The sequence below is a fragment of the Dysgonomonas sp. UBA7710 genome (assembly GCF_002482385.1).
Taxonomy (GTDB): Bacteria; Bacteroidota; Bacteroidia; order Bacteroidales; family Dysgonomonadaceae; genus Dysgonomonas.
The window spans coordinates 84,267-103,416 of record NZ_DLFW01000048.1 but is presented as its reverse complement, the minus strand read 5'-3'; the positions used below and the strand labels follow the sequence as shown (position 1 = coordinate 103,416).

14 protein-coding genes are annotated in these 19,150 nt (G+C 38.8%); 4 read left to right on the top strand and 10 right to left on the bottom strand.

The features are described 5' to 3' along the window. Positions 1-105: 105 nt before the first annotated feature. The 4 genes from nth to B3317_RS17430 all read right to left on the bottom strand — a co-directional run bounded on the left by nth (position 106) and on the right by B3317_RS17430 (position 5,036). Positions 106-741, bottom strand: a complete 636-nt coding sequence (gene nth, locus B3317_RS17445) for an endonuclease III (RefSeq protein ID WP_291114197.1) — start codon at positions 739-741, stop codon at positions 106-108. A gap of 83 nt (positions 742-824) precedes the next feature. Next, a complete protein-coding gene (locus B3317_RS17440; protein ID WP_291114194.1) occupies positions 825-2,933 on the bottom strand; it encodes a SurA N-terminal domain-containing protein in 2,109 nt (702 codons plus the stop codon). Between the two features lie 107 nt (positions 2,934-3,040). Further along, positions 3,041-3,634, bottom strand: coding sequence for an LPS export ABC transporter periplasmic protein LptC (locus tag B3317_RS17435; RefSeq protein ID WP_291114192.1), 594 nt, complete (start codon positions 3,632-3,634; stop codon positions 3,041-3,043). Positions 3,635-3,734: 100 nt separating this feature from the next. Then, a complete protein-coding gene (locus B3317_RS17430) occupies positions 3,735-5,036 on the bottom strand; it encodes an outer membrane protein transport protein (RefSeq protein ID WP_291114189.1) in 1,302 nt (433 codons plus the stop codon). 390 nt (positions 5,037-5,426) lie between these two features. Here B3317_RS17430 and B3317_RS17425 point away from each other — a divergent pair, with 390 nt between their 5' ends. Beyond that, positions 5,427-6,155 carry an archaeosortase/exosortase family protein gene (locus B3317_RS17425; RefSeq protein ID WP_291114186.1) on the top strand — a complete coding sequence of 243 codons (729 nt, stop codon included), beginning with the start codon at positions 5,427-5,429 and terminating at the stop codon, positions 6,153-6,155. A gap of 14 nt (positions 6,156-6,169) precedes the next feature. On the opposite strand, the gene B3317_RS17420 is transcribed toward B3317_RS17425, so the two are convergent. From B3317_RS17420 to B3317_RS17410, 3 genes are all read right to left on the bottom strand, one after another. Continuing rightward, positions 6,170-7,345: a glycosyltransferase gene (locus B3317_RS17420; RefSeq protein WP_291114183.1), complete on the bottom strand. Its 1,176-nt coding sequence runs from the start codon at positions 7,343-7,345 to the stop codon at positions 6,170-6,172. Between the two features lie 81 nt (positions 7,346-7,426). After that, a complete protein-coding gene (gene lysA, locus B3317_RS17415) occupies positions 7,427-8,584 on the bottom strand; it encodes a diaminopimelate decarboxylase (RefSeq protein ID WP_291114180.1) in 1,158 nt (385 codons plus the stop codon). Between the two features lie 14 nt (positions 8,585-8,598). Beyond that, positions 8,599-9,912, bottom strand: coding sequence for an aspartate kinase (locus B3317_RS17410; protein WP_291114177.1), 1,314 nt, complete (start codon positions 9,910-9,912; stop codon positions 8,599-8,601). A 150-nt stretch (positions 9,913-10,062) separates the two neighbouring features. Between B3317_RS17410 and B3317_RS17405 the strand changes: the two genes are divergently transcribed. After that, positions 10,063-12,396 carry a glycoside hydrolase family 20 protein gene (locus B3317_RS17405; protein WP_291114174.1) on the top strand — a complete coding sequence of 778 codons (2,334 nt, stop codon included), beginning with the start codon at positions 10,063-10,065 and terminating at the stop codon, positions 12,394-12,396. 11 nt (positions 12,397-12,407) lie between these two features. Here B3317_RS17405 and B3317_RS17400 read toward each other — a convergent pair whose 3' ends face one another. Further along, complete coding sequence (locus B3317_RS17400; RefSeq protein ID WP_291114171.1) at positions 12,408-13,664, bottom strand: DUF5103 domain-containing protein; 1,257 nt, start codon at positions 13,662-13,664, stop codon at positions 12,408-12,410. Between the two features lie 90 nt (positions 13,665-13,754). Beyond that, positions 13,755-14,483, bottom strand: coding sequence for a YebC/PmpR family DNA-binding transcriptional regulator (locus B3317_RS17395; protein ID WP_291114168.1), 729 nt, complete (start codon positions 14,481-14,483; stop codon positions 13,755-13,757). A 329-nt stretch (positions 14,484-14,812) separates the two neighbouring features. Here B3317_RS17395 and B3317_RS17390 point away from each other — a divergent pair, with 329 nt between their 5' ends. Further along, positions 14,813-15,088, top strand: coding sequence for a heavy-metal-associated domain-containing protein (locus B3317_RS17390; protein ID WP_291114165.1), 276 nt, complete (start codon positions 14,813-14,815; stop codon positions 15,086-15,088). A gap of 71 nt (positions 15,089-15,159) precedes the next feature. On the opposite strand, the gene pheT is transcribed toward B3317_RS17390, so the two are convergent. Continuing rightward, on the bottom strand, positions 15,160-17,625 hold the full coding sequence (pheT, locus tag B3317_RS17385) for a phenylalanine--tRNA ligase subunit beta (RefSeq protein WP_291114162.1): 2,466 nt from the start codon (positions 17,623-17,625) through the stop codon (positions 15,160-15,162). A 604-nt stretch (positions 17,626-18,229) separates the two neighbouring features. Between pheT and B3317_RS17380 the strand changes: the two genes are divergently transcribed. After that, positions 18,230-19,075 carry a bifunctional helix-turn-helix domain-containing protein/methylated-DNA--[protein]-cysteine S-methyltransferase gene (locus B3317_RS17380; RefSeq protein WP_291114159.1) on the top strand — a complete coding sequence of 282 codons (846 nt, stop codon included), beginning with the start codon at positions 18,230-18,232 and terminating at the stop codon, positions 19,073-19,075. The last annotated feature ends 75 nt before the right edge of the window (positions 19,076-19,150 follow it).

Sequence of the window (19,150 nt, the reverse complement as noted above, 5' to 3'; positions counted from 1 at the left end):
ATATTTTATATCATTCCAAATATTTTAAGAGGTATTTTTGAACTATTTTTAGGCACTTTATTCAATATACTAATAACCAAGTCATTATAAAAAATAAATTTTAAGCTATTTTTTCGAGAAAAATTTACAATACGGAGTTAACCCACATTCTTCGCATTTAGGTCTCCGCGCAACACAGACATATCTGCCATGTAAAATTAACCAATGATGAGCTTTTGATAAATATTTTGCCGGTATATATTTTATCAATTCTCTTTCTGTTTGTTCCGGATTTTTCGAATTATCAGTTAATCCAATTCGGTTGGAAACCCTAAAAACATGTGTATCGACTGGCATTGCCGGTTTATTAAAGGCTACAATAAGCATCACATTAGCTGTTTTGCGACCAACCCCGGGTATAGTTTCCAATTCTTCCATAGTATCGGGAACCTTCCCTCCAAAGTCATCCACAAGCTTCTTAGCCATTCCTAACAGATTCTTTGCTTTATTGTTGGGATAAGACACACTTTTTATGTAATGATAAATAGCATCGGTAGTAGAAACCGCCATCACCTCAGGTGTGGGGTATGCTTCGAATAAGGGTGGTGTTACCATATTGACCCGTTTATCTGTGCACTGGGCAGATAAAATGACAGCAATCAACAGGTGAAAAGGATTGTCATAATGCAATTCTGTCTCTGCTACAGGCATATTTTTATCAAACCAACTAATAACCCCGGCATAACGTTCTTTCTTTGTCATATTCTCTTTAATTAAAAAAGCCCCTCATAGCTTTTACTACAAGGGACTTTAAATATAGTGATTAAATTTTTCTTTCAAGAATTTTACCAGAATTTCACCCTGTTATCTTCCACTTTCATCTTATTCCTCAATATAGATACAGCCTGTGACATCATCTGGTAATAATTGGCCTGCTTTAATGACTGTTTTGTCTGTTCTGCATTAAATTCTTTTGTATCTTCTGTTTTATTTGTCACATTCAACACATACACTCCGGATTTTCCTTTCATAGGAGCTTCCAGTTTATTAACCTGGCCTAATTTGGAATATACATTCATTAGAGGCTCATAACCAATTCCTGATAAGTTATTGGTCTGGAATGTAACAAAGTTAACAGTATCCACCTTCCCTGACACAGCTTGTGCATAAGCATCCAAAGATGTCAGATTCTTAGCTTTTAAGTCAGCTATGATTTTCTCTGCTTTTTTATCATTTATCAATTCTGCCTTTAATGCTGTTGCTACTTCAGAAACCGGCATATAGTCGCCGGTAATTTCATTTTTCACGATTGCAACAACACGTTTATCGGACATGTCAAATTTCTTAACCGAACCAACCTTTTCATTGAAAGCCCAATGTATTACCTGACGAGTCCCTGTAGCCTGGCCTAATGCTATTTCGGAAGGTGATATTATCGAATTCTGAATCAGACTGTAGCCTTTAGCTTGAGCTGCTTTGTCAAAATTCTCCAGATTTCCATTCTCACTTACAAATTGGTTCAATTCGTTATCTATAGCATTCTGAGTTTTATCGCTAATTATAACAGGCAATTGTATTACAGCCAATTTCACCTTTGGTACCGGATTAGTCTTATCTGATATACGAATCAACTGATCCTGACCGCCTACCTTCAATTTCAGAACTTCACCTTTTGCAGCAGCAAAACATTCTTTTGCAATTCCTGCGCTTGCCAACATCGCTTCGTTAGTCCACCCCAGATCACCGCCATTAGAGTTAGGGAATAGTTCGTCAGCTACAACGCCGAAATCTTTACCACCTTTAAGAACAGCCTGTATACTATCAACAATGTGGGCTGATGTTTTTTCATCAAGTCCTTGCGGCAATGGTATTATTTGTAGTTTAATAGAATCCGCAGCATTTGTCCGGTCTATTAGTTTATACATCAGATAGGTCTGATCCTCACGAACCGGTCCATAAATATCGCCAACAGATGCAGATTGTACAAATGTTTTAGCATCGGCAGGCAATGATGATACTGCCATAAAGATATCCTGATATGTAGATGAATATTCACTTAGAACAATAGCCGGATTATCTGCCATTTTCAATTTTTCATACGCTGCATTCATTTCTTGTTCTATAGCAGCATAATCTTCATCGCTAGGAACAACATCTTTAATAAAGTAGGAAATTTTGCGAAGCTCTGTATCCAATTTATAATTGTTTTTACGCAAATCATAAAGTGCTTTTATTTCTTTATCTGAAACCTGGACTGCAGAATCGGCCAAGGTCGAATATCTCTGAACGACGTATGCTATATCTGCAACATTTTTAGAATCGTCATAGGCAGCCTTTGCTTCAGTATCACTAACCAAAACTGAACCGGCCACTAATGAAGCATATTTTTCTTCAAGACGTTGATATTTCATCATATTTTGTATAAAGGCCCAGATTTCCCTTCTGGCCATAATCTCAGATCTATGAGGTTCCTGCATAGTAGCCGGATCCTGATTAATATCGGAAAGGAATTGCATCAGATATGCTTTGTCGAACTGGCCTGTCTGAGGATTTGCGAAAAAAGGTATTTGATACAATATAGGAGCTACAACAGGTCCATATACCATATCATTCAATTCTTCAGGTGTAACGGCCAATCCTAAATTGCTGGCTTCTTCGTCCAACATTATTTCTTTTACCATTTGCTGGTAAGCCATCTCTCTGATTTGAGAATTTGTGAACTCATCCAATGAGGATTGATTCGACATAACTTTCTGAAAGTTTTCCCATTGAGCTATTTTGTCCGAATATTCCTTCGTTGTAATCACCTTTCCATCTACAACAAATGCTTTGTCTCTCATTTTATTAACAAAGGTCGTAACTTCACCCCATGGAAATACAAATGCTAATAAACCCACCGCGATTATACCGACAAGCAGGCCTGATTTGCTCCTAATTTTCTGTAATGCAGCCATTTAAATAATAATTACTTTTTATATTGTTTATTTTAAATTCTCAAAGATACAGTTTTCAGCGTGCGAAGATAATAAATTGAGATTGAATTTCATTCATATTTGAAAAACTATTCTGCTTTTTCTTCTTTGTTTTCTTCATCTTCGTTCACATAAAACACTGTTTTCTTTCCGGCATTCTCCCCTACTTCCATAAATTCGTATGCTGTCATTTGCTGGTTAGCTACCATACCATTTCGGGCAATTAACACTCCTTTTTCGGGTCTATTTACCTCGACTAGCTTGTTCGAATATATTTTCTGTTCCTGCTGATTCCAAAAAAACTCATCTCCAGTAAATGTTTCCCCGACAATATTTCGTGCAAAAACATTCCCTTTGAGTCGCCAGAGTTTACGTCTGGTATAATTCCATACTGTATCGGCCTTGATAGTGAATACTACAACAAAAGCAGTGTCAAATTTCTCCAGATAGAGTCCTTCCGGAAAAAACCAGTAAGGGTCTTTGGCTTCGTCAAAAACATCCCACGTTTTAGTTATCATTTTATATTTGATAAGTCCCGAATCGGAAATGAGCATCCGTACACTGTCTGTATGCATGGATGGCACGATTTCTTTGTCATATTTGAAATTTACGGCAGAACTGACTTCCTTCTTACAGGATGCAAAAAAGAAAGGTGCAGCAAATATTGCGATTACTGCGACCATGAACAGTTTTTGGAGTGGCATTAACTTCATCAGGCTAATATACTTAAAAACAATGAGCCTCAATCAGTAATTGAGGCCATTTATCTTGATTCTGTATTTTTTATTCAACTTTACGACGGAAGAACCAAAGTTCATTGACATTGACATTCAACGATACACCAAAGTATTCTTCACTTATCATATTACTAAGCTTAGGTTTTAATTTTTTGTATTCGAAATTGATATTGATATACGACACCCGCTGGCCGATATTATCCCGGATAGGCAAACCGAAACCTAATGTCGCTCCATATTCTTTATAACCATCTATTTTTCCGGACGCGTCCATCACATTCAAGTATGAGTTGGCATAATTAACCCCTCCCCTGAATCTGATTTTCTTAAAGAAACTCCTGTCGTACGGATCTATCATATACTCAGCACCAACACTATACTTCCATCTGTCATTAAAACGGTCGGCATCATTTAGTCCGTCGTTCATGTACGAAGTATATTTAGCTTTGCTCCAACGTTGATAAGTAGCATCTGCTCCAAACACAAGTTTATTGTTACTGTTAACTGTGAATCCCAATCCGTATGTTTCCGGAATTCCGGCATCAACTCCATTATAAACGGTCGTATCTCCCTGAACTAAGGTATTGGATGCAGATATTACCTGACGTATATTATTGTAATCGGCCGAAGAGTTAATCTTGGGAGAATAAACAGCACCTATTGTCAACATTCTATTTTTAGCTATCGGCATTTCATACTGGAGACCGATATCGAATTTTGCCGCTTTAACGGATAACTCGGTCATATCTCTGGAGGTATTTGTAGTACTACCTGTTAATGCAGGCAAACTACGTGTATGGTCTAACGTGCCAAAAAGATAAGAAACATTTGCTCCCGCAGACAAACCTTTTATTGGTGTAGAATACCCCAATCCTCCATATATCTGGCTTAATCCCCCGCTACCGGAAAATGATTTGCTATACGATACTGAGCCGTTCGTTTCTGTTGACCCGAATTTATAACCAACCGAAGAAAAGGGTATAATACCAAAACTAAGACCGAGACCTTTCTTCAAGGGAACGAGTATTGTTATATAATCAAGCCCTCCGCTATACTTATTATCAGAATTAACTCCGTCACTCAATTTTCCGCGATTGAAATTAATGCCTATATCGAATAGAAAAGTTAGCGAGTCTACTCTGGAATATGATGCCGGATTCTGTGGGTTTGCACTCTGGCTGTTGCGAAGTCCGTAACCTATACCTCCCATTGCCTTTGATGGACCTACTGCCTGGTCTCTCAGTACTCCGTAGCCATATCTGCTATATGGAGAATCGGTTTGAGCTCTTAGTGAGCCTACAATACAAGCCAAAAGGGCTATTAAAAGAAGATTTTTACTCTTTAGCATTTTTAATTCAATATACGGTTTAATCCTGTAAATCTCAATTTTATACAAAAAACACCTGTTCTATCAGTCATTTCGTATTCTCATCTATAAACAAATTTTTAAGCAAATTATTATTCAGGTAATGCAAAACTTCGATAGAAAGCTGAATAATCATCCAAAAGCCTTATCGGTACTGGTATTTTTCATTTAATTTATCTGACTAATAAACAGCCTTTTCAATGACGAATATCCTTTATTTACTACTAAATTCACTTAAATCAGATGAAATTTGTGCAAAGTAAATTAAAAAAAACCAGTTAACCGACGATTTAGATAAAATGTCATATTTTTTTTGCCTTAAAAAGGTTAATTATCCTTATTTTAGTACCTTTATACGCGATTTTAAGCTAAATGAATAATTACGGTAAATACTACATAAGTATATTCACAAACAAGCTGAAACCATTCAAAGATATCATATGGTTTTTATGCTTGTTCCTCATATTTGAATTTATTTGGAAACTTTGTGTACATCAGGGAGAAGATGAAAGGATACTCCTCGTGCTGGGCAAAGATTTGACTTCATCTACCGAAGGTATGAACCTATGGACAGCTGATATCGTATACCGGGTCGTACATGACCTGCTCGGATATCATGATTTTAAAATCATTAACGGGTATACACTTTATTTCGAAAATTCTATTCCGGTAGATATTATATGGGGATGCACGGGATTGAAGCAACTTTTCATGTTCACCTTCATCCTTACATTCTATTTTGGACCGGTGAAGAAGAAATTGTGGTACATTCCCATGTCGCTGGTTATCCTCTTGTTAATTAACATCCTTAGGCTGGCTATAATACTTATTATCATACGCAACCCATTTCCCGAGTGGTTCATACCTGTAAATGAATGGTATAATAACTGTCAATGGGTGAACACCAAAGAATGCTACCTGAAATTTTATGAAGACTGGTTTAATGTCTTCCATCGGGATGTATTTGTCTGGATATACTACGACGGAGTTATCTTTGTCTTATGGCTGATATGGGAAGAGAAAATCCATAAACCTTATCTAAGATTAATTGACAAGAGGCCGGAAACAAACAGGAATCCACAAAAGAACATAAAAGCTTAAGTTTCGCTTATGAATCAACGGCGGCCTGTAGCCCTGTTTTTATGGCTGGTTTTGAATCTGAAGTTATAAAAAGGTTGTAAAAAATCCATTAGAATCAAAGAGGAATGGAATTTCCCGGACCGAAAGTATTGTGTTGATTTATTTATTATTATCAGCTGTACGACTAATCTGAACATAAATAAAAATACTGTGATGCCTAATAATGTCCAATGGAAAAATATAGCAGAGTACACAACAAGAGCAACTAGCATTAGATAAAATAAGTAACGTGTAGCCGCTTCCAAAGCAAATAAATTGATTGGTGTTTTACGTTTAAAATACTTCTTTGTAATCGAATAAGATTTCTTTACTTGTTTCCACAATGAAAACCGATCATTAGAGGATTCCATAAAACTATCGGACGATAGGGCCACAGAAGTATTAGTATCAGTAATTATCTGGTTGATGAATACATCCTCCCCATTCTCTAAATTAAGAAACGCGGCAAAACCTTTATTATCGAAAAAGAGGTGCTTACGAAAAGCTAGATTACGGTATATTCCTGTAAATGGCCTGCTCTTGAGAGCCATGGATATATACTGCATAGAGAACAAATGATTATCGAAACGTGCGATACGGTTAAAAAACGTCTTTGTCCTGCTATAAAAAGAATAACCGAGAACGACATCTTTTCCGTCCGGAAGCTCTTCCATCATAGACGATATCCATTGATCAGATACTGGTTTGGAATAAGGTTCTGTAAATAACAAAACTTCTCCTTTAGCAGCTTTGATCCCGATAGTGAGAGCCAGTTTGCGACGGCCAAAAGTTATATCGTTCGAATAAGGCAAATATGTGATGTACAAATGAGGGTGTTTAAGTTGCAGAGACTGTAACAAAGTTTCACTCTCATCCGTAGAACCATTATTAACAACAATAACTTCGAAATCCGGATAATCCTGAGTCAGAATTACAGGCAAATTCTCAGCCAACTCATCAGCAGCATTTTCCGAAGCTATAATAACAGATACTTTAGGTTTCCGGCAAAATGGTTTGTTACTATTCTTCTCTCTCTTACAGGCAACAGAATAGGGCTTCCTGTAATAATTGAAATAGAAGAAAATTTGAATAAGAAACAACAGGGAGAAAAATGCTATCCCTGCAATTTCCAGTTCGTTAAACATGAAGTAATGTAAGATTTGCTCAATCATTGCCTGCATTCTAAAGAAATATCTTCATAAAAAGACAAGAGCCATATATTCATACGACTCCTGACTTATATTGTTGTACGATTATATTTTATCCGAGTAATATGGTTTTGGCAATTCGCGGCAGTTATATTGTGATGCCATTATTTCACCATATGCACCGGCCGAACGAAGGACAAGCATATCACCTCTCTGGGTTTCATTCAGCTCGTAATCTTTTGCAAAAACGTCCGAAGATTCGCATATAGGCCCTACCACATCATATTTTTTAACCGGAAGGCTGGACGAAATATTTTCAATTTTATGATATGCCTGATATAGTGCCGGACGAATAAGATCTGTCATACCAGCATCTACAATCACGAACACTTTATTTTCTCCATGCTTTACATATGTTGTACGAGTTACCAATGCTCCGCATTGAGCTACAATAGAGCGTCCTAATTCAAAATGTGCAATTTGCCCGTCTCTGAGCTTAAGGTTTTTATTAAATAAAGCGAAATATCCAGCGAAATCTGAAACCGGATGAGCATCAGGATTCTCATAATCTATACCGAGGCCTCCACCAAGATTGATATGCTCCAGTTTTATTTCTTTTTCCTCGAAATATGTCTGTAATTCATTAACACGTTTACATAAAGGCTCGAAAGTCTCTGCCTCCTCTATCTGAGAACCTATATGGAAATGTATCCCTATGAGTTTGATCGCTTTCAGAGTCTTCAGTTTCTCTATCACCGCATCGAGATGCGCCATAGCAAAACCAAATTTATTTTCATTCAGGCCGGTTGTTATATATTCGTGTGTATGAGCATCTACATTCGGATTGATTCGCAAAGCTACCTGAGCTTGCTTGCCTTTCTTGCCTGCTAGTTCATTGATTATTTCCAATTCGGGTAAGGACTCTACGTTAAAACAGAAAATATTAAGGTCGAGAGCCAGATTTATTTCCTTATCAGTCTTACCTACTCCTGCAAAAACAATTTTTGAAGCCGGAAACCCTGCATTTACCGCCGCTTTCACTTCATTTCCGCTTACACAGTCGGCGCCAAAACCTTCCGAAGCAATAAGTTCAAGAATCCTGCGGTTTGCATTGGCCTTTACAGCATAATGCTGTACAAATCCGTATTTTTTTGTCTCTTCTTTTACGATCTTCAATGTCCTTTTCAGCAAATCCATATCGTAATAATAAAAAGGCGTTTCGATACCTTTTAGCTTGTCAACAGGAAAATTTCCTTTTGTCATTTGGAATTTAATAATTAATTAAACAATTTGTCATTCAGAATTTGGAGCGTCTTTTCTTTATCTTTACTTTCTATCAGAAATGAAAAGTTGTATTTGCTGCCGCCATATGAAATCATCCGGATAGATATGCCCTTTACGGCATTCAATATCGTAGATGCAAAACTGGCGTCTTCCGATTCCAGATTTCCGATTACGGAAATGATTACCATATTGGAATCGACGGAAACTGTACCATATTTCTTCAGTTCGTCAAGAATAAGTTGTATATTTTTGTCATCATCTATAGTAAGAGAAACTCCTATTTCGGACGTAGCCAGCATATCGATTGATGTCTGGTAGTTTTCAAATACTTCGGTAACACGACGTAGAAAACCATGTGCGAGCAACATCCTGCCCGATTTTATTTTTATTGCAGTAATATTCTCCTTAGCGGCCACTGCCTTTATGGCGCGGGCCTCTGTTTCGTTGGAGATAAGTGTTCCTGCGGCATCGGGATATTCCGTATTTTTAAGACATACGGCTATATCAGCCAATTTTGCAGGCAGTATGCTCGATGGATGAAGTATTTTTATACCAAAATACGCCAACTCGGCTGCTTCATCGAAATTCAGGTGGCGGATAGCTGTAGTTCCTTTTACATAACGCGGATCATTGTTCTGCATTGCATGCACATCAGCCCAAATCTGAATTTCGTCAGCACCTACCGCCGCACCAACAAGCGATGCCGTATAGTCACTTCCCCCTTTACGCAAATCGTCGATCTCGCCATATGCATTGCGGCAGATATATCCTTGTGTGATATACAAATCCGCTCCTTTGGCCGCATCAAGTAAAGCTGTGAGCTTTTCCTTTATATATGCAGGGTCGGGCGCCGAGTTCTTATCGGTACGCATATATTCAAGCGCAGGTATCAATACTGCATTTATCTTCTTCTCGGTAAGGTATAAATGGAATAGTTCCGAACTGAGCAATTCACTTTGTGCCATTACCACCCGTTCCTCAAAAAGAGTGAACAGGTCTTTAGTGAAAGTACGGATATAATTAAACTTTGCCGCGATTACTTCTTCCGCTTTCAATCTGAAGGCTTCTCCGCTAAAAAGGTCGGAAACGAAATCGTTGTACTGCTTCTCCAGCCTGTTTATTATTTCAATGGCCCCTTCCTGATTCTTTTTGTACAGATAGTCCGACACTTCGGCTAATGCCTCTGCTGTTCCCCGCATCGATGACAACACAATGATATTATTGCCTCCGCGGGCAACAATATTTGCTACATTTTTCATCTTGTCTGCTGTAGCAATAGACGCACTACCAAATTTCAGGACTTTCATCTTCTACATTTTAATTAAACTGTTCATTGCATAACGACTATGCAATCAAGGTGCAAAAATATAAATTTTTTGTGGCAAAAATTTCAGAATAAAGCATATATTTGAAATTTGTTTAACTTTTTATCATATAAAACACAAAATCATTCATTTATGTTTAGAAATTTTCTCTGTCTGTCGACTCTTTTATTTTTCATTGCCTGTACTTCCGACAAACCTACTCCCGTAGCCAGTTACGATATAGTACCCATGGTACAGGAAATAAAAGCGGTAGACGGTAAGCCTTTCATACTGAATAAGACTACAAAGATATCATTTCCTGCCGCAAATAGCAAGCTGGCACGATCAGCGGCTTTATTATCCGAATATATTGCGCAGATAACAGGCTTAAGACTTGAAATAACCAACAAGCAGGATATTGAGAATGCTATAAAACTCACCATTGACTATTCAAGCGATAATCCTGAAGCCTATATTATAAGTGTGAATTCTTCGCTCATCACCATAAACGGATCTACTGAAGCAGGAACTTTTTACGGAATCCAAACCATCCGGAAATCAATTCCGGTAAATGCTGATACCGAAATAGAATTTCCGAGCGCCGAGATTACAGATTATCCCGAATATGCTCACAGGGGAGCTTCATTGGATGTATCACGACATTTTTTCCCTGTTGATTTTGTGAAAAAATATATTGATATACTGGCCATGTTCAATATCAATATCTTTCACTGGCATCTGACCGACGATCAGGGCTGGCGTATTGAGATAAAGAAGTACCCTAAGCTTACCGAAGTAGGTTCTACGCGTGAGCATACAATTATAGGCCGCCATACAGGCGAATTTGACAACAAACCTGTTAGCGGATTTTATACACAAGAAGAAATAAAAGATATTGTAAAATATGCTGAAGAGCATTTTATAACCATCATTCCGGAGATAGATATTCCGGGACATACATTAGCCGCTCTAGCTTCATACCCTTATCTGGGCTGTACGGGAGGGCCCTATCAGGTCGGTGCCGAATGGGGTATCTATGAAGATGTGCTTTGCGCAGGTAATGAGGAAGTGTTTATGTTTCTCGATGATGTGATGACCGAAGTACTCCCATTGTTTCCCTCCCGATATATCCATATAGGAGGTGATGAGTGCCTTAAAAGCAGATGGATGGCATGTCCTAAATGTCAGGCAAGAATGAGACAGTTGAGACTGAAAGAATCACCGGAACATTCTCTCGGAGAACAATTACAGAGCTATTTCATATCCAGAGTAGAAAAAATGATAAACGCTAAAAACAAAAAAATTATCGGCTGGGATGAAATACTGGAGGGTGGAATCGCCCCTAATGCAACAATCATGTCATGGCGCGGTACTGAAGGAGGTGTCTATGCTGCTAACAAAGGTCACGATGTGATAATGACGCCTGAACAATATGTATATCTGGATTATTATCAATCTCCTGATATAGATAACGAACCTTTCACATTTGGCTGGCTGACGGAACTGAAAAAGACATATTCATTTAATCCGATGCCTGCCGGCTTAGATGAGAACAGTCAGAAGCATATTCTGGGAGCACAAGTTAATATATGGACAGAATATATGCCTTCGGGACAGAATGTTGAATATATGTTGCTTCCCCGTATATGCGCTCTCGCAGAAACTGTATGGACAAATCCGGAGAGGAAAGATTATGGTGATTTTGTTTCTCGTTTATACCGGCTATCTAAACACTTCGACAAACTGGGATATGAGAATTGTAAGCAGGCTTACGAAATACAGGATTCTATAGTTGTGGATACAATTAAGAATGAGATAAACCTTTATATGTCGACATTTGACAACAGCCCTATTTATTATACACTGGGCAATAAAGAGCCGACAGCCGAATCTGTACCTTACATATATGGCAGCCCGATAACCATAAAAGGCAATACTATATTCAAGGCTGTTGCATATCGGAAAAATGTAAGAGGCAAGGTTTATTCGAAAGACTTCATTTTTCATAAGGCTTGTGCCAAACCCATAACATTAAAATATGATCCGGATAAACGCTATACTTTCAGTGGCGCGACAACACTGGTTAATGGACAATTAGGTTCGAATGCCAGTTACCGTACAGGCATGTGGCTGGGTTTTGCCGGCACCGATTTTGAAGCAGACATAGATATGAAAGAGCAGACCGACATTTCATCCTTGGATTTGAATTCATATGTAAATACCAGAGGGGGATTATTTGCACCGAAAAGCCTTGCTTTATTAGTATCTGCAGATGGTAATACATATAAGGAAGTATTTAAGGAGACATACGAAGAACGTACAGAGCATATAAGCCCTGTGGTGATTACTTTATCGGCTAATCTGGACGAAACAGTGAAAGCCCGGTACGTAAAAGTAATTGCCGAATCAATAAAGGAATTGCCCGATTGGCACGAAAAGAAAGGGGACAAGGCTTACCTGATGATAGATGAAGTAAGAGTTTATTAAACTCATACCTCCTACTTCGCCCGCGACTGTATATTCTGCACACCTATCAGGCTATCGTAACGCTGGCCTGTGGGGCGGTAGTAAACATAGACAGAATATTCATTCTCCGCTTCGAAATAATTGCCTTCGATATTAGTAGTAACAAAGTTGTTTCCGTCTTTTGTAAGATAGAGATAATTATACATACCCTGTTTCAATAACAAGGAAAGACGGTATAACTTCTCATTATAATCATATTTCATCTTGTATTTGTCGGTAAAGGTATTATCGGTAAAATTTCCATTTATATATATACTTTCCAACAAAGGCTCATCCATAGCCAATGTAAAATTGGTAGTAAAATAATCAGCCTCTGTTTCAGGATATTCACTATCATTATTCCTTATAAAGAAGCGGCCGTTCTGATCCTGATCGTAACTATAAGAACGTCCGGCACGTACCTTATCCGTTTCAATATCCATCTCATAACCCGGACGGACATATCTGATGTGGGCTACATTCATACCATTATATCTATGGCTCGATGTTTCAAAGCGGCGATATTCGTTCCCGGCCTGAAATATCAAATCCCGATTGTGTTCGTATATCAGTTTGCCGGGATTCACATATGTCGGTTTTAGCTTGCGCTTTTCATTATCCAATCTGTTGTTTTGTTGTACAAACACCATAATTTCGGTAAAGGGATCTCTGATATTCATACCTTGATGATGAATCGTGAAAGATACCTGCTGGTGACTTTTATTAAAGTCTATGTCGGTATTGGATGAGACTGTGGCCGCTATATTTATAGCCGGATCTACCACCGAGAAGCAGGCTGTAAGTAATACTATACCGGGTTCACCGTCCTCATAAACTTCGACAACATAATTTCCCGATATTTTCAGGCTCACATCCCTGTTTGGTATATCCAGATTGAAATGTGTATATTCGACTGTAGTATTGACCGATGGAGCGTAATCATCTATAGGATTGTCATTAAATCCGTTCAGATAATCGATCTCAGAGATGCCCTTGCTTTTTAACCAATAAGCATCGCAATGTATGACGCGATATCGCAGGCGGTTGAAGGAATTATCCGACAAGCGGTCAAAACTGATGTTGATATTATCATCGCTATTCAGTCTAGCCACCGGATTCTGGTTCCGGCTCCCATTCAGGTTTACCTCTATTGTATATATTTCATCTGAAAGGGCCTGAGTCCGGTATGCCTGCGCCGAAAGCATACTGCAAATAAACAGGAGTATCGTTATAAGCTTATATCTCATCATCGCCTTATTTTTTCTTATATTGGCAAATGTAATAAAAAAACTGCAAGAGTAGTATCTTGCAGTTCCTTATATGGTATTATCAAAGCAGAGTCACTCTTCTTCGAAATCTCCTTTCATATTATGGAACACATTCTGAACATCGTCATCATCTTCGAATTTATCCAATAGCTTTTGTATTTGTTCCTGTTGTTCCTTTGTCAGTTCTTTCAGGTCATTCGGAATACGCTCAAACTCGGCACTGTGTATTTCAAATCCGTTTTCTTCGAGATATTTCTGTATTTCAGAGTAAGATTTAAACTCTCCGTAGAGTATTATATCATCACCGTCATGCTCTACTTCGTCAACACCGTAGTCAATTAATTCCAGTTCCAGATCTTCCAGTGAGACACCGTCCTTTGCTCCGATTTTAAACACACATTTGTGGTCGAAAAGAAATTCAAGGCTACCCGAAGTCCCCAGTGAACCATTATGCTTATTAAAGTAGCTGCGTACATTCGCAACAGTACGCGTCGGATTATCGGTTGCAGTCTCCACCACGATAGCAATTCCAAACGGCCCGTATCCTTCATATACAACCTCCTTATAATCAGCCTCGTCTTTCGATATTGCTTTTTTTATGGCACGTTCTACATTTTCCTTTGGCATATTCTCCTTCTTCACTTGCTGCATCAACACACGAAGACGGGGATTGGTATCAGGCTCAGGGCCACCCTCTTTTACTGCTATTGTTATTTGTCTCCCTAGTTTAGTGAACACACGGGCCATATTGCCCCAACGTTTCATCTTTGTCGCTTTGCGGTATTCGAACGCTCTTCCCATAATATTTATATCAATCGTTTATTCTTTTGGTAGGCAAAAGTATAAAAAATATCGGAGATTTGGAATAAGGACCATTTATTCATTATCACGGATAAGGATTTTCTTTTGCCCCTTTTCAATATATGATAGTTACCAGATTTATAATTAACAATTAGCCTCAATCCCCGATAATTTCATCACAAAAAATCACAGTAACTATCCGGTTTGTATAATCATTATTAAAAACAGCCCTATATCGAAACTAATATATATCATCTTTGTTTTAGGATATATATAGTTTCATAGATCTATATCCCCATATTATTATCAACCTTTAAAAATCTACGGATATGGATATTATATACAATAACCTAAAATACGCAACACTTACAGTTCAAGGCAATTGTGAGATATGCAAACAACGGATAGAAAACGCAGCTTTATCAGTAGACGGCGTATTTTCCGCGACATGGAACATACAGAATGGCAAACTCCAGATAGGCTTTAACCCTGAGAAAACAAATTCCGAAGAGATCAGTAAAGCTATCGCAAAAGTAGGCCACGACACCGATAAGAACAAAGCCGACAAGGTAAAACATGATGAACTGTCCGACTGTTGTAAATGAGTATAACCAATATAGAAAGCGATAAGATATTGACTCCTATCGCTTTTTTATATCTGTCCTTTTGGCGAACCTTATCTCAATTGTGCACCGAGTTCACTCTCCAGCGACTTCTGTATTTTCTGCATAATGGCATCTATCTGCTTGTCATTAAGCGTCTTTTCATCGTCCTGCAATACAAACTTCACAGCATATGACTTCTTGCCTTCAGGCAGATTCTTACCTTCATATACATCGAATAGCCTTACCTCTTTCAGCAACTTGCGTTCCGCCTTGTATGCTATTTTCTCTATCTGGTCGAACAATACAGGCTCATCCAGCAACAATGCCAAATCCCGTTTCACAGCCGGGAATTTCGACATTTCAGAATACGTGATCGTATTCTTCCTTATCTCTTTCATCAGCGCATCCCAGTTGAGTTCCGCGAAATATACTTCGGTATTTATATCCTGCGCTTTAAGCAGCTTTTTGTTTACGATACCCAATACACCCCACGATTTTCCTTTGCCCTTTGCCTGAATAGCTATAGCAGTGCTGAATATTTCATTCGATAATTGCTCATAATCATATTTAGAGACAGGTATCCCCAAACGGGCAAGTATATTTTCCACATAGGCTTTTAACTGGAATACAGACGATTTCTCATTAGCTGAAGTCCAGCTATTATCTATGCTGCTTCCGCTGAGCCATATACCCAAATGATATTCCTCGCTGTATTCTTTCAGTGTTTCGCCTTCCGTTTTTTTCTCGGCATCATAGAAATAGCAATTTCCGAATTCGTAGAAACGGATATCAGGATTCTGTCGGTTACGGTTATAAGCGATACTCTCCAACCCTCCGTAAATAAGTGTCTGGCGCATAACATTCAGGTCAGTACTCAAAGGATTGAGCAGATACACACACTTAGAAGCAGGATATACTTGCGAATCGGTATAATAAGCCTCTTTCGTAAGCGAGTTGTTCATTATTTCGTTGAAACCACTTCCTGTCAGTTGTTCCGAGACCAGATTCTGGAGATCATATCCCTTATCGGTAGGTGTTTCGTATGACAGGTTCGATTTCAGGTTGTCGCCTATTTCTATATTATTATAGCCATATACACGAAGTATGTCTTCTATCACGTCCACATCACGCAGCACATCTACGCGGTATGTCGGTATTTCGATAGTGAGCATATCATCGCTTTCTTCTGTGATAACCATCTCCAGATTATTCAGGATAGACCTCACCGTTTGCTTATCTATAATCTTGCCTATAAGCGAGTTTACCTTTTCGTATGATAATTTTACAATCGGCCTCTCCACAGGATTAGGATATACATCCTGAATATCTCCTGTAATCTTTCCTCCTGCAATCTCCTTTATCAGCATTGCGGCATATTTCAGTACATAAATGGTATCATTCGGATCGCAGCCACGCTCGAAATGGAAAGAAGCATCCGTATTCAGTCCGTGACGGCGCGCTGTTTTGCGTATCCATGTAGGATTAAAATACGCTGATTCCAGAAACACCTCTGTTGTACTTTCCGTCACACCCGATTTCATTCCTCCGAATACACCCCCGATACACATACCCTCTTTATCGTTGCATATCATCAGGTCTCTGTCGCTAAGGGTACGCTCCACCTCATCGAGTGTAACGAATTTTGTACCTTCGGGTAACGTTCTTACAATTACTTCTCCGCCTGTGATATGAGCCACATCGAAAGCATGAAGGGGATGTCCCATGCTATGCAATACATAGTTGGTGATATCCACCACATTATTAATAGGTCGCTGACCGATAAGTGTAAGCTTTTCTTTCAGCCAGTCGGGACTTTCGGTTACTTTCACACCCCGGATTGTAAGTCCTGCATAACGCGGACAAGCCTCTGTGTTTTCTACTCTTACCGTAACTGCACCCGTCGGTTCATCGATCTTGAAGTCATCCACAGATGGCAATGTGAGTGCCCCTTTCAGTTTATTCTGACGCAAATAGGCTTCCAAATCGCGGGCTACACCGTAATGCGACGCTCCGTCTATACGGTTAGGTGTAATATCTACTTCGAGTATATAATCGCTTTTGACATTGTAATATTCTTTGGCCGGCATTCCTACCTTCGCATCAGCTGGCAGCACAATGATTCCCGCATGGCTGGTACCGATACCGATTTCATCTTCGGCACATATCATCCCGAAAGATTCCGTTCCCCTGATTTTAGATTTCTTGATTGTAAACGATTCTTCTCCCTGATACAGTTTAGTACCCACAAGAGCAACCACTACTTTCTGTCCGGCAGCTACATTCGGTGCGCCGCAAACAATCTGCAACGGTTCTTCCTGTCCCACGTTAACGGTGGTTACATGCAGGTGGTCGGAATCGGGATGATCTGCACATGTTAGCACTTCTCCGATAACAAGGCCTTCCAGCCCGCCTTTGATGGTTTCTACTTCTTCCACACCGCCTGTTTCCAAACCCAAGGATGTAAGGGCGGCGGATGTTTCCTCCGGAGTCAAATCGAAATCAAGGTAATCTTTCAACCAATTGTACGAAATATTCATTATATGATAGTTTATATTTTTTATTTCATTTGCCGGTTTCCCGACAGTCAACACAATCAGAATAAATACTGCTTCTGATCTTGCTTTCTGAAACGTTCAAAAAAAGTCCGTCAAAAATACAAAATATATTTTAGTAAACAGTAATCGGAAATAAGCAAACAACAGACATAAGATATAAAAGGTAACAAAAGTAACACATATATCAGTTAGCAGTCATCAGTTATCAGAAAACAACCCGCATCCCGTCCACTCGTAACCCGTACTATTAAAAAGTAACAAAGGTGACACCTTTTCAGTTAGCAGTAAGCAGTAAACAGTCTGCCAACTCGTAACTTGTAACTGCCCTAGGGCGAAGTAACTCATTATTAAAAAAACTTGACTTACTACTTGTTAAAAGGTTACAAAGGTTACACTTTTTTTAATCATTAAACCTTGAATCTTCAAATCCTCATATCATTCTTTCAAAAAGCTGATAGCTATCAGCTAACGGCTAAAAGCTAAAAGCTATTATTACATATATAGATAATTTTTTTCCGCAAGAATCGGGTTTATTTTCTAATTCCCCTACCCTAACTTCGCATTATAATATTTAAATTTGTTTCTTATGAACCAGCAAAACAATATAGACTTCGACCGCATCAAAGATGCTATCGGATATATAACCAATAATTATAAATTCCAGCCCGGTTTGGACGATGTTGCTGCCCATGTTGCGCTTAGCCCTTACCATCTTCAACGTATGTTTACCGAGTGGGCGGGAGTAAGCCCTAAAAAATTTCTCCAATACATCAGTATCGAAAATGCCAAGAAGATACTCAAAGAGAGCCGTGCCACACTTTTCGATGCTGCTTTTGAGGTCGGATTATCGGGCACAGGACGCCTACATGACCTGTTTGTAAAAATAGAAGGGATGACACCCGGAGAATATAAAAACGGAGGAGAAAACCTGGCTATCAATTACAGCTTTGCAGAAACTCCCTTCGGCGAGATTCTGATAGCATCTACTATGAAAGGTATCTGCTACATGGCTTTCGCTAATAATGAAACAACCGCTTTGGAAGAACTTCAAAAACTATTCCCGAACGCAGACTATAAACAACTGACAGACAACAACCAACAAAATGCACTATATATATTCAAACAAGACTGGCAACGACCGGAACAAATAAAACTGCATGTGAAAGGTACCGATTTTCAGCTTAAAGTATGGGAGTCCCTCTTGAAAATACCCATGGGCAGACTCTTAACTTATAGCGACATTGCCAGACAAACAGGCAACCCCAAGGCAAGCAGGGCTGTAGGTTCTGCCGTGGGCGACAACCCTGTTGCATACCTTATTCCCTGCCACCGGGTAATACTATCTTCGGGTTCATTCGGACAGTATCACTGGGATAGCAGCCGTAAGGCTGCAATAATAGGATGGGAAAATGTAAACATAAATAATCGTTGAAAAGCGTCTTTACATCTTTGTGAGAGATTTCTTTATTTTATAATATCTAAAAAACAAACTTTCTAAAATATTTTT